This window comes from Pedococcus bigeumensis (assembly GCF_039531795.1).
Taxonomy (GTDB): Bacteria; Actinomycetota; Actinomycetes; order Actinomycetales; family Dermatophilaceae; genus Pedococcus; species Pedococcus bigeumensis.
In genome coordinates, this window is record NZ_BAAAQS010000005.1 from 535,747 (window position 1) to 548,321 (window position 12,575).

Here is a 12,575-nt window from a genome sequence, read left to right on the forward strand (position 1 = left end):
GCTCTCCACCCGGTGGGCGCGGACGCATCGTCCGCGCCCACCGGCGCGTGCTCCTACTTGAGGATCGTGGAGAAGATCTGCCAGCCGTTGCCCACGACCACCCGCGGCTTCCACCCACCCGCGCCGTTGCCGGGGTAGAGGTAGAGCAGGCCCGACGAGGTGCGCGCGAGGACGTCGGCGTTACCGTCGCCGTTGAAGTCACCGCCGCCGGTCAGGGCCGTGAAGATGTTCCAGCCGGCGCCGACCTTGACCCGCGGCTTCCACCCACCCGTGCCGTCACCGGCATACAGGTAGAAGGTGCCGTCGGTCGTGCGGGCCAGCACGTCGGGGTGGCCGTCCCCGGTGAAGTCACCGGGGCTGAGGATCGATGTGAAGATGTTCCAGCCCCCACCGATGGTGGTGCGACCCTTGAACCCACCGGTCCCGTTGCCGGAATACAGCCAGAGGGCACCGTCGCTCGCGCGCCGCGCGATGAGGTCGGTCAGGCCGTCGCCGTCGAAGTCGCCCACGGGCAGGACCAGGTTGTGCATGGTCCAGCCCGCGCCGATCTTCTTGGCGGCCGCGAAGGTGCCGTTGCCAGTGCCACTGCGCAGGAAGAGGTTGCCAGCCGTGTCCTGCACGAGGACGTCGCTGATGGTGTCGGCGTCCCAGGTGCCTGCGGTGAGGGCCTTCGCATAGGCGTTCCAGCCGCTCGGCTCGGCCACCATCGTCGGGTTCCAGCCGCCCTTGCCGTTGCCGGAGTAGACCCGCAGCGCGCCACTGCCGGCCTCGACGGCGAGCACGTCCATCTTCGCGTCGCCGGTGACGTCGCGCGGGAACGATGCGGCCGACTCGAACCGCGGTGCGAACCAGTCGCTCCAGGTGTTGCCGAAGACGCTGCGCAGCGAGGAGACGCTGGGGCTGACGGACCCCTTCGAGCCGGTGACCGTGGCGGCGAGGACGCGGCCGCCCTGGTCACCGAGACCGTTGCGCTGGGTGATCGTCAGCGAGCGGAACGACCCGATGGCGGGGTAGCTCGCTTCGATGGTCGAGGTCGAGATCGTCTTCGTCCAGGTGTGGTACGGGTTCGAGGGCGTCGCGTCGTAGTCGTCGCGCTGCGCCACGAGGTAGGGCTGGCTCCCGTCGGACGACCACCCGCCGTCCGACGCGCTGAACTGGGTGAAGGCGGCCTTCCCGTTGTAGAGCACCGCCATCTGGGCCGTCGCGGCGATAGCGTCGTTGGTCGACGTGTACTCGTTCGAGGTGCTACCGGTCCTGGTCGGCTTGAAGACCTGGCTGCGGGTGTCGTCGTAGACGTCGTACCAGGTCGAGGCGGGCGCGTTGGTGCGGTGCCACTCCGCGAACGACCGGGCGGCCACGGCCTGCGCCTTCAGCGTGTCAGCGGGCCAGGAGGCGAACACCTCGCTCGGGACGACGGTGCGCAGGTAGCTGTCCATCGGGAGCGCCACGACCGGCACCAGCGACTCGGCGCCCGGGCTGCCGCTGAGGATCCCCCGGACCTGCCCGCGGTACTGCACCGGGGTGCTCCCGCGGTAGGTCGTGACGATCCCGGACGAGCTGTTGAAGAAGGCCCCGGTCGACGGCACGCTGGCGTTGGCGTAGAGGAGCCAGGTCGCCGAGCCGGTGGGGAGGTACTCGAGGCGGAACTTCGTCGGCGTCCCCACCACCATCGGAGCGGGGACGAGCCGCCACCGGGCGATGGTCTTGCCGTCCTTCTGGGTCGGCAGGACGGAGGAGTCGGTGAGGTTCCAGGTCACCCGGAGCCCAGTGGCCGGATCGGCCTGCACGGTGCTGCCGAGGGAGGCCACCCGCACCCGGATCGTCGGGTTGCCCATCGAGCCGACGGTGGTGCCCGGGTAGAAGAAGCCCACGATCTGCTGCCACGTGCGACCCGCCTGGGCTGCCCCGAGGGCGCCGTACTGGGACATGCCGTGGCCGTGGCCGTTGCCGTGACCGGTGATGGTGAAGGTGCCGTCGGCGGGTCGCGGGTAGACCTCGGCCGCGCCGGCCGCACCCGCTGACACGACGAGCCCGACTGCCACTGCAGCCGCCGCGGCCGTCAGCGACCGCAGCCTCCTCGGGCTAGCCCAGGACATTCGCCACACCTTCCGGAGCCGTGACGGGCTGGCGCATGGAGCTGAACCCCTTCGCGCCGTCCCCCGCGTAGAGCCAGAGCTTTCCACCGCTGTCCTCCCCCAGTAAGTCGTTCTTGCGGTCTCCGTTCAAGTCTCCCACTCCCATGATGCGGCGCAGGTCGGTTTGCCCCGAAATGGCCACCACGTAGTCATTCAGCGTGCCCGGACCGCTGCCGCGGTAGAGCAGCACCGCCCCGTCGCTCTTGCGCAGGGCCACGACGTCGGCGTTGAAGTCGCCGTTGACCGCCCCGGCAGCGGTCACGCTGCTCATCACCTGCCATCCCAGCCCGAGCTGGATCCACCACCCGAAGGTCGCGTTGCGGGTCATGGTGTACATCCGCAGCTCGCCACCGGTGGTCCGCGCGAGCAGGTCCGGCACCCCGTCGTTGCTCAGGTCACCGGCGGCCTCGATCAGGTCGAAGACCTGCCAGCCCTTGCCGATCGGGGTGCTGGAGGTGGCGAACCCTCCTCCGCTCTGCCCGCGCAGGAGGTAGAGGTTGCCGTCGCTGGCGCCCCGGGCGACGGCGTCGGTGCGACCGTCGCCGTCCAGGTCGCCGACCACGCGCACGAGGTCCATCCCGGCCACCTGCACCCCCGCCGACACGGGCGCCGAGCCGAAGTCGCGCTGACCCGTCCCGCTGTAGAGGCGAAGGGTCGAGTCACCCGGCACCCGTGCGACCACGTCGGCGTGCCCGTCGCCGTCCCAGTCGGCCCCACTCGTGATGTGGTCGAGCGCGGACCACCCCTTGCCCCAGAAGTTGTATCGGGTCAGCTTGCCCGCGGCATCGGCGTAGTAGGTGCGCATGACGCCGTCCCGCTGCCGGACGACGAGGTCGCCGACGTGGCCGTCACCGTCGAGGTCAGGGGCCGCCGTGATGCTGTCGAGCGCACTCCAGCCACTCCCCCAGGTGCGGGCGGCGCCGAGGCCCCCCGACGCCGTGCCGGGGTAGAGCACGAGCCGGTTGTCGGACGTGCGGATGCCCAGCAGGTCGGGGTGACCGTCGCCGGTGAGGTCGCCCGCACTCGTGAGCGTCCTGACGCCGCCGAACCCTGACCCGATGACCACCCCCGAGGACACCCACCCGCGGCCGTCACCGGCATACAGGACGAGCGCACCGTCGTTGCGCACGGCGAGGAGGTCGGCGCGACCGTCACCGGTGCGGTCGCCGGCGGCGACCAGCCGGGTCATGACGTTCCAGCCGCCACCCTTCACCGCCATCGTGCCGAAGCCGCCCCGACCGTTCCCGGGGTAGACGCGCACGGCGTTGCGGGCCGGGTCGCGGGCGATGATGTCGGCCCGGCCGTCACCGGTGAAGTCGGGCGTGAGCACGATGTCGTCGAGGACGTTCCACCCCCTGCCGATGGTCCGCCCCGAGGTCACCGGCTGCGGCGAGGCACTGGTGAGCCGCTGGACCGAGCCGGTCATCGCGGGCGGGGTGAGCGTGCCCGGGTACGAGAGCAGGTCGGGGGTGGCACCGCTGTCGAGCGAGCGCGCGATGCCCGACCTCGTGAGCGAGCCCATCATCGACGCCACGGCGCTGCGGATCGCGGGCAGCCGGTTGTACATCGCCTGTCCGGGGCAGCTGGTCGAGTAGCCGTCGCGGTGCCCCGAGATCCGGTTGAAGGTCTTGTCGCGGGCGAACACGGTGCCGGTCGCCGGGTTGCCGTGCAGGGTGAACTTCCACGCGATGGTGCGCTCGATGGCGGTGAGCATCGCAGCCGGGGGCGTGGCCGAGGTGAAGTCACCCATCGCGGAGACCCCGAAGGACCACGAGTTGTAGTTCATCGTGTGCGCGCCGATGACCGCCTTGTCGACCCCGCCGTAGCGGCCCTCCCAGATCCGGCCGAACCGGTCGACGAGGAAGTTGTAGCCGATGTCGTTCCAGCCCTGGCCGTTCACGTGGTAGTCGTAGATGCCGCGGATGATCGCCGGCACCTGGGCGCTGGAGTAGCTGTTGGTGCCGTCGGTGTGGTGCACGAAGGCGATGTGCGCCTGCCCGTAGCCGACGCTCCCCTTGCGCATCGACTCGTCGGCGCCCCACTCCTTGCGGGTGTGGATCGTGGGGCGGGTGGCAGCGGCGGAGGCCGCCCCGCGGGTGGTGGCGCCCGCCGCGCCGTCGGCGTCCGAGCTCCCGGGGTCGACGACCGACACCTGCACGGTGGGCGCGACGGCCTTGCGGCTGAGCACACGGACCTGGGTCTGGTCGCCGTCGACGACGTAGGCGGTGGTGCCCTCGCGCGTCACGCGACGGCCCTCTGCGCCACCGGGACCGTCGACGTCCGGGGCGTGGTCGCCCTCGCGCTCCATGGTCTGCCACTGGTCCCAGGCGCCGTCCTTGTGGATGCGCACCTGCACGACGTCGTCCACCCCCAGCTGTCCCTTGACCCAGGTCGCCCCGACGACTGCGAGGTCGCGGTGCACCGGCTGGGCCGCGGTGACCGCGCCCGACCGGGTCGACGACGGTCGCGACCCACCCAGCTGGTCGACCGCCTTGGGGGTGGCGGTCACCTGCACCCGGCTCGACCGCACCGGGTGCGTCGGCGCCGCGGCGGCACTGCCGGGCAGCGGGCCCACGGCGACGACGGAGGTCGCGACCAGCGCCACGCCCAGACCGAGGGACAGGACGGCGGTCCGCCGCAACCCGGAGGCGGAGCGTGCGGACCGGGACGGGGTCGGCCGGGACGACGCGGACCGGGTCGGTGCGGCGTTGGTCGGTGCGGCTTTGGTCAGTGGAGTCAGAGTCATGGCAGATCTCGCAGGAGTCGGGTGCGGGGGCAAGGGGCGTCAAGGGCGAGTCACCCGACACGATGCCGCACAACCGGTGCATAAGCAGCACAAGTAGCCAACTTTCACAGCAGACACAGCCATTCGTTACCGATCCGCGACTGCGCCCGTGCTCCGACACCCCTCAAGGGACTGGCGAGCAGCTGGCTTCCCCGCCGGTGGAACACCGGTCGGGCGGCTGCTCGCACCCGCCGCCCTGCCCACGGGTCGGGCCGGCGTCGGACCGTCGCCTAGGCTGGTCCCCCAAGACAGGCCCCACCGCCCCTCGCCTCGACCGGAGAGTCCCATGACCAGCCCTGCACCCATTGAGATCGACGGCCACCAGGTGGGCCCGGGACAGACCCCGTTCGTCATCGCGGAGGTCTCCGGCAACCACAACGGCTCACTCGAGCGGGCCCTGGAGATCATCGACGCGATCGCCGAGTCGGGGGCCCAGGCGGTCAAGTTCCAGACCTACACCGCCGACACCATCACCATCGACGCCAAGGGCCCGCAGTTCCAGATCCGGGCCGACCACGGCCTGTGGGGCGGCCGCACCCTCCACGACCTCTACGAGGAGGCGCACACTCCCTGGGAGTGGCACGCCCCCATGTTCGAGCGGGCCCGCGAGCGCGGCCTGACGCCGTTCTCCAGCCCGTTCGACCCCACCGCGATCGAGCTGTTGGAGTCGCTCGACGCCCCGGCCTACAAGATCGCCTCCGCCGAGGTGGTGGACCTCCCGCTGATCCGCGAGGTCGCCTCGACCGGCAAGCCGATGATCATCTCCAGCGGCATGGCGACGCTCGGCGAGATCGACCGCGCGCTCTCGGCGGCCCGCGACGGCGGCTGCACCCAGATGGTCCTGCTCGCCTGCACGGCGTCCTACCCCGCCGCGCCCGAGGACGCCCGCCTCCTGTCGATCTCCACGCTCCAGGAGGCCTTCGGCATCCCGATCGGCCTGTCCGACCACACCGAGGGCATCGGCGTCTCGGTGGCGGCCGTGGCGCTCGGCGCCGTCGCCCTGGAGAAGCACGTCACCCTCGCGCGGGCCGACGGCGGGGTCGACTCCGACTTCTCCCTCGAGCCGCACGAGCTGACCGCCCTGGTCCGTGAGTCCGCTGCCGCGCGCAAGGCGGTGCAGCCGCCGCGGTTCGGGCCCACCGAGTCCGAGATGGACACCTTGGCGCTGCGTCGCTCCCTCTACGTCGTGGCCGACGTCGCCGCCGGCGACCCCGTCACCCGCGACAACGTCCGGTCGATCCGTCCCGCCGGTGGGCTGGCGACCGACGAGATCGAGCACGTGCTGGGTCGCACCTTCACCGCAGCGGTGGAGCGCGGGACGCCCCTCACCTGGGACCTGATCTAGGCCGCGTTCCGGGCGTAGCAGGAGATCAGAACTTCACGAACCTCTCGAAACCGTCGGCATCGGCCGGCAGGTCGGGCAGGTAGCCGCTCCCGAGGAACAGCCGCCTCGACGCGGTATTCGCCGTGTGCACGGCCGCGAGGTATGCCGCGACGCCGGCTCGCTGCCCCGTCCCCCCGGCGGGGGCGGCAGGGTGGTGCACGGCGGTCGCCTCGCGGGACAGCCAGTCCTCGCCGGCGGCGAGCAGGCCGGACGCCACCCCGCGCCCCCGGCTGTCGGGGGCGACCGTGATCGAGACCTCCCACTCCCCGGCGCCCTCGTGGTCCCAGCGGACCGTGCCGACCGGACGACCGGCGACCTCACCCACGAGCAGCCGCCGGTCGTCGCGGGCCAGGCTGGCGCCCAGCCAGGCGAGGTGCGACTCGAGGGGCACCTCCTCGTGGGAGCGTGAGTTCTCGCGGGTCGCGGGGTCGTTGCGCCAGTGCCAGAGCAGCTCGGCGTCGGCCATCGTCGCCGCGCGCACCACGACCTCGCCGGGTCCGCGCGAGGGCCGGGCGCCGGCGACGACGTCCTCGAACGAGGAGACCAACCGCCACGCGCCCAGCCCGTCGACGACGCGACCAGCGGCCGACGCCATCTCGTGCCGCAGGCCCCGGTCACCGAGGACGCCGGCCAGCGCAGCCGTCATCGTCGCGGTGTCCACGACCTCGGACGGGGCGCCCAGGCCGATGGCGGCCCCGGCCCGGAGCAGCGCGAGATAGCCCGGGAGCTGGTTGTCGACCACGGCGAGGACGGCGTGGGTCAGCCGCTGGTCTCGAGCGCCGACAGGGCCGCGTCGGCAGCCACCAACAGCGTGTCCGCGGCCAGCCCCGCGCCGTCGCTCGGGCGACCACCACGCGTCACGGCCGCCGCGAGCGCGACGGGCTCGAGCGGAGCCAGCTCGACCCCGAGCGGACGGGGCGCGGTGTCACTGGCGACGACGCGGGCCCCGGCGTCGAGCGCCTCGCGCACGATGACCGAGTCGCCGTCCCAGTCGGTCGGACGCAGGAAGACCGCGGACGACGCGAGGACCGCGCGCACCTCCTCGGCCGGCGCGTCGAAGGTCAGGGTCACCCACTCGAGGGGCGCCACGGCGGCGCGCAGCCGGCCCAGCTGCTCGCCGTCGTGGCCGTAGGCAAGCACCCGGAGCGTGGCGTCGGGCCACTCGGCCGCGCGGACGAGGCCGACCGCCTCGACGGCGAGCTCGGCGCGGTAGTGCGCGAGCCCCGCGTTGGTCGCCACGCAGACGGCATGGGGGTCCCGCCGGGGAGCCACCACCGCCGGGTCGGTGGGGGTGGGCACGAAGGGCGTCACGACCCGCACCCGGTCGCGCAGCGAGTCGGGCAGCACCTGGCGGATCTCGTCGTTCACGGCCCAGATCTCGTCGTAGGCGTGCAGGGCCAGCCGCAGGACGGCGCCGCCCGGCCGGCCCAGGCGCTGGACCTGCCGGAGTGTCGAGCCCGAGTGCAGCACGACGGCACTGCGGCCGGGCAGCACGGCGAACACCGGCGCCAGCACGACCGCGCGCCAGAGCCTGGTGATGTGGAACAGGTGGAGGGTGCGACGTCCCCACCACGAGGGCACCGAGCGGGCCGCCCGGGCGGCCGCGCCGGTGTCGACGTAGTCCACGGCATACCCCTGCGCGCGCAGCGCCTGGGTCAGCTGGCGGTGGCTGGCGTGCACGCCGCCCACCTCGCCGTGCTCCTGCGCCCACTGCAGGACGCGGGCCGACCGCCGGGGTGCGCTGCCGCTGGCCATCAGTCCAGCCGCGAGCTCGTGAGGACGCCGACGAGGTGCCCGCCCGCCGTGACGAGGGCCAGCGGCACCATCACGGCCACCAGCACCTGAGTGCCCAGCAGGTCGCCCCGCGTCACGTCGACGACGCCGGCCACCAGCGCGAGGAGGGACGCCTCGACGGCGACGAAGGCACGGAAGATCGGCAGGTAGCCCATCGCCCGTCGGACCGCGGCGAGGCCGGAGACCTTGGAGCGGGTGGTCGCGGCGACGTCCTCGAGCACCGGGCGCCCGGTCTTCGCGCGCGCCACGTGGACCAGGTCGGTGAACGCCTTGTTGAGGAGCACGACCAGCGCGACCAGGAGACCGAGGACGGTCCAGCCGCCCACGTCACCCGGGTCGGCCAGCGACCACCCGTCGGCCCGCAGCCCCAGCGCCGCGGGGATGGCCGCCTCGGTGGCGTAGTGGCCGATCCGGTCGAGGTAGATGCCGGCGGGTGAGAACCGCTGTCGCCAGCGGGCCACCTCGCCGTCGCTGCAGTCGAGCAGGATCTGCAGCTGCATCGCCACGACGCAGAGCACCGGGCCGAGGATGCCCGGCAGCGGCAGCACGAGCGCCCCGACCACCCCGACGAGGATCATCAGCCAGGTGACGCCGTTCGGGGAGATGCGGGTCGGCAGCAGGGCACGCGTGGCGTAGACGGACAGGTGGCGGATGTAGAGCGCGCCGGCCCAGTGCTCGGCGTTGTAGCGGGCGATGTGCTCCGGGGGTTGCGCGACGGCGCGCAGCTCGGCGAGCGACGGGTGGTTGTCCGAGGGGTCGTGGTTCACGCCAGCACCTCCTCGTCCGAGGTGACCGGGCCGGCGTCGGTGCGCGCCCAGGCCCGCCAGCCGAGGGCTGACTCCACGGCATACACGGCGATCAGGACCAGGGCACCCCAGCCCAGGAGGTCCTGCACCGGTCCGCCGACGGCCCAGACGACGACCAGGAGCAGCATCCGGCCGTCGACCCCGAGGGTCACCAGCGTGACCCATGCGCTCGCGGGCGCCCCGGTGTCGCGCAGCCGGTAGACCACGTCGTAGCGGTGCCACGCGACCGCGGCGAGGTAGGCGAAGCCGGTCCAGCGCCGCACGCCCGGCTCGGCGGCCAGCAGGCCGACGACGAGGAGCGACTCGGCGGCCCAGAGGAAGGTGGGCAGCTGCCACGCCAGGGGGCTGCGCAGCGGGGGGTGCGAACCCACGCCGACGAGCAGCACGCCGACCGCGACCAGCGCGACGGCGACCCAGGGGCGTTCGGTGCGCCACGCCACCAGGGCCGCGGCGAGGAGGACGACCACCCCGAGCAGGGCCACGGCCAGCGGGCCCGACCGGACCCGGCCGGCCAGGCGCGCGACCGGTCCGAGGTCGGCCTGGTGGTCGAGGTGTCCCCAGCGCTCGGCGGACAGCGCCTCGTCGGCGCGGTGGTCGTCGAGGCCCAGCACGGCCTTGACCGTGCGGCCGCCCTGGGTCCACACGAGCGCGAAGGCGACGGCGAGGGTGATGGCCCACAGCAGCCACAGCGGGTGGAAGGTCAGGAGACCGACCGACAGCAGCAGGTAGCGCTCCGCGATCGGCAGGTGGAGCACCTTCTTGGTCCAGAAGACCGCCTCGGCGCGACCACGACGAGCCGGTGGGATGGTCAGCCGGGCTCCGTCCGGACCGAGGTCGCGCGGGGCCTCGACCGGCAGGAGGTCGGGCGTCTCGTGGGCCCTGGCCACGCGGCTGCGGTGGACGTAGGCGTAGTCCTCGAGGTGCCGCGCCGTGATCAGGACCATCGCCAGGATGGCCAGCACCCAGAGGTCGGTCCCGCGCCGCTCGGCCACGACGGCCACCGCGGCGATGAGCGAGTACTCCTTGATCCGGTCGCCGACGGCGTCGAGCCAGGCCCCGAGCGCGCTGAACCTGCGGGTGAACCGGGCGATCTCGCCATCGACGCAGTCGATGACGATCGCGACCTGGAGGAGGACGGCCGCGGCGACCCAGGCCCACCGGTTGTCGACGGCGGCCAGACCCGATGCCACGAGCCCGACGCCCAGGCTGGTCACGGTGACCGCGTTGGGCGTCCAGTTCTGCCGCAGTCCGACCGCGGTGACCCGGCGCGACATGGGGCGGATCACCCGCGTCGAGAAGTAGCCGTCGCCACCGCGGGAGGCACCGCGAAGTCGTTGCTGCCAAGCCGATCCCGGGGCGCCGACTGCCTCGTCGCTCCCCCGGCGGAAGGCGAACGGCCCCAAGGGGGACGAGCCCACCGGGATGCCACCGCGCACGAGCACGAGCAGCGCGAGGTCGAAGGGGTCGACCGACGGGTCCGCCGCCGCGGGGGTCGAGGAGGCCGCCCGCCAGAGCTGGGCGGCCTGGGCGCGGTGCGCGCCGGGGAGCCGCAGCACCCCGAGGCCGAGGTGGGTCGGCGCCGTGACGGTGTGCCGGGCGGTGCCGACCGAGTGCAGGAGCTTCTGCTCGGGGTGCACACGCACGAGGGTCAGGTCCGTGCCGGGTGTCCGCAGGGCGGCGAGCTCGACCGTGACGGCGGCGGTGGGGTCGCCGGGTCGGTCGAGCAGGTCGAGGAGGGCGACCGGGCTGACCAGCAGGTCGGCGGCCACCAGCACCAGCGGGGCGACGTCGTCACCCTCGGCGAGGGAGGCGAGGGAGGCCAGCCAGTCGGGCCGGTCGGGCCCCCACGGACCGGCCAGGGACAACCCGAACGGGTCGAGCGACTCGCGCAGGTCGGTCGACGGCTCGTCGGCGCCCAAGAAGGCGACCGACCCACCCGCCGAGTGTCCGTGCACGGCGCGGGCAGCCGCGCTGCCGACGAAGGGCTGCTCGTCGAGCCTCACGCCCCGGCATCCAGGTCGGAGTTGTAGCGGTCGAGCACGTCCGTCATCGGACCGTCCATCATCAGCGTGCCGCGCTTGAGGTAGAGGCCACGGGTGCTGAACCGCCTGAGGTCGGTCTCCGAGTGGGACACGAGGAAGAGCGTGCGGCCGTCGGCGAGCATCGACTCCATCCGCTTGTAGCACTTCTCACGGAACGCCCGGTCGCCGACCGCGAGCACCTCGTCGACCAGGACGATGGGCTCGTCGAGGGTCGTCACCACGGCGAAGCCGAGGCGCACCTTCATGCCCGAGGAGAAGTGCCGGTAGGGGGTGTCGAGTCCGGCACGGACCTCCGGCCCGGCGAAGTCGACGATCTCGTCGAAGCGCTCCTCGATCCGCTCCTTGCTCAGGCCGTGCAGGCCGGCAGTGAGGTAGATGTTGTCGCGCGCCGACAGCTCGCCGACGAAGCCGCCGGTCAGCTCGATCAGGGGGGCGACGCCGCCGGTCACCTCGACCGAGCCCTCGTCGGGCAGCAGGACGCCCGCGATCATCTTGAGCAGCGTGCTCTTGCCACCGCCGTTGCCGCCGACCAGGCCGACGGCCTCGCCGGCGTGGATGTCGAAGCTGATGTTGCGCAGCGCCCAGAAGGACTCCTTGGGAGCGCTGCTGCGGCCGTGGAACAGCAGCTCGCGCAGCTGCATCCGGCGACGACGGGAGCGGTAGAACTCCACCCCGAGGTCGTGCACGGAGATGACGGGGTCGGCCATCAGATCTCCTTCAGGACAGCGCGCTCGAGCCGGCCGAAGACGGCGTTGCCGACGAACAGCAGCACGACAGTCACGACCAGCGACGCGATGATGGCGCCCCACGAGATGGCCTGCCTGCCCTCGTGGGAGAAGAACCCGGCGCGCATCATCTCGAGGATGCCGGTCATCGGGTTGAGCCAGGTCACCTTGTCGTAGGGCTTGGGGACGACGTGGCTGGCATAGATGACGGGGGTCGCGTAGAAGAGCATCCGCATGAAGATCCGGATCACCCGCTGCATGTCGGTGACGAGCGCCGTCACCGGTGCGAGCAGGAGCCCGAGCCCGGTGAGGGCCACCGCCTGCACGACGACCGCGGCCGGGAACATCAGCAGCCACCAGTTGAGGTGGGTGTCGTTCTTGACGAAGTAGATGGCCGTGAAGGCCAGCAGGACGGGCAGCGACAGGAGGTACTCGATGCCCTTGGAGAACACCACCCGCAGCACCCAGATCTCGCGTGGGAGGTTGGTCGAGCGCACCAGCTTCGCCTCTTGGATCAGCGCCCGCGAGGTGTCCGTGAGACAGCCGGAGAACCACTGCCACGACAGCAGCCCGATCACGAGGAACAGGAAGTACGGCTTGTGACCGATGTCGCCGCGCTTGAAGATGTAGACGAAGACGAGGAAGTAGATCAGCGACATCAGCAGCGGGTCGAGGACCGTCCAGACGTAGCCGAGCACGCTGCGCGAGTAGCGGACCCGGAGGTCGCGCACGATGAGGGTCCAGAGCACACTCCGCTTGGCCGCGATGGCCTGCGTCCGGGAGATGAGTCTCATTCGTCCTTGCCTGTCGTGTGCCGCACCCGCGGCGGTTCCATCGGAGGCCATCTTCTCGCGGCGAGCCCGCCGACCGAGCGTACGCCACACGGCATACCCGTCACTGCCTG

General features: G+C 72.3%; 9 protein-coding genes. 1 reads left to right on the top strand and 8 read right to left on the bottom strand.

The window, feature by feature from the left end; all coding sequences use genetic code 11:
- Positions 1 to 53: 53 nt before the first annotated feature.
- Both ABD262_RS18210 and ABD262_RS18215 read right to left on the bottom strand, forming a co-directional pair.
- Positions 54 to 2,096 (bottom strand): SpoIID/LytB domain-containing protein, encoded by a 2,043-nt coding sequence (locus tag ABD262_RS18210; protein WP_344139243.1) that lies wholly within the window; start codon positions 2,094 to 2,096, stop codon positions 54 to 56.
- A complete protein-coding gene (locus ABD262_RS18215; protein WP_344139245.1) occupies positions 2,083 to 4,881 on the bottom strand; it encodes an FG-GAP-like repeat-containing protein in 2,799 nt (932 codons plus the stop codon). The genes ABD262_RS18210 and ABD262_RS18215 overlap by 14 nt, the downstream gene beginning before the upstream one ends.
- A 325-nt stretch (positions 4,882 to 5,206) precedes the next feature.
- Between ABD262_RS18215 and pseI the strand changes: the two genes are divergently transcribed.
- Positions 5,207 to 6,265, top strand: coding sequence for a pseudaminic acid synthase (gene pseI, locus ABD262_RS18220; RefSeq protein WP_344139247.1), 1,059 nt, complete (start codon positions 5,207 to 5,209; stop codon positions 6,263 to 6,265).
- A gap of 25 nt (positions 6,266 to 6,290) precedes the next feature.
- On the opposite strand, the gene ABD262_RS18225 is transcribed toward pseI, so the two are convergent.
- Genes ABD262_RS18225 through ABD262_RS18250 form a run of 6 tightly spaced genes read right to left on the bottom strand, consistent with a single transcriptional unit; the run spans position 6,291 to position 12,465 of the window.
- Positions 6,291 to 7,046 carry a GNAT family N-acetyltransferase gene (locus ABD262_RS18225; RefSeq protein ID WP_344139249.1) on the bottom strand — a complete coding sequence of 252 codons (756 nt, stop codon included), beginning with the start codon at positions 7,044 to 7,046 and terminating at the stop codon, positions 6,291 to 6,293.
- Positions 7,047 to 7,063: 17 nt separating this feature from the next.
- On the bottom strand, positions 7,064 to 8,059 hold the full coding sequence (locus ABD262_RS18230; RefSeq protein ID WP_344139251.1) for a glycosyltransferase: 996 nt from the start codon (positions 8,057 to 8,059) through the stop codon (positions 7,064 to 7,066).
- The gene (locus ABD262_RS18235; RefSeq protein ID WP_344139253.1) at positions 8,059 to 8,865 is read right to left on the bottom strand and encodes a CDP-alcohol phosphatidyltransferase family protein; all 807 of its coding nucleotides are present in this window, start codon (positions 8,863 to 8,865) and stop codon (positions 8,059 to 8,061) included. Before ABD262_RS18235 ends, ABD262_RS18230 begins: the two co-directional genes overlap by 1 nt.
- Positions 8,862 to 10,907: a DUF5941 domain-containing protein gene (locus tag ABD262_RS18240; protein WP_344139255.1), complete on the bottom strand. Its 2,046-nt coding sequence runs from the start codon at positions 10,905 to 10,907 to the stop codon at positions 8,862 to 8,864. The genes ABD262_RS18235 and ABD262_RS18240 overlap by 4 nt, the downstream gene beginning before the upstream one ends.
- The gene (locus tag ABD262_RS18245) at positions 10,904 to 11,653 is read right to left on the bottom strand and encodes an ABC transporter ATP-binding protein (protein WP_344139257.1); all 750 of its coding nucleotides are present in this window, start codon (positions 11,651 to 11,653) and stop codon (positions 10,904 to 10,906) included. The genes ABD262_RS18240 and ABD262_RS18245 overlap by 4 nt, the downstream gene beginning before the upstream one ends.
- Positions 11,653 to 12,465, bottom strand: a complete 813-nt coding sequence (locus tag ABD262_RS18250; RefSeq protein WP_344139259.1) for an ABC transporter permease — start codon at positions 12,463 to 12,465, stop codon at positions 11,653 to 11,655. Before ABD262_RS18250 ends, ABD262_RS18245 begins: the two co-directional genes overlap by 1 nt.
- Positions 12,466 to 12,575 lie beyond the last annotated feature (110 nt).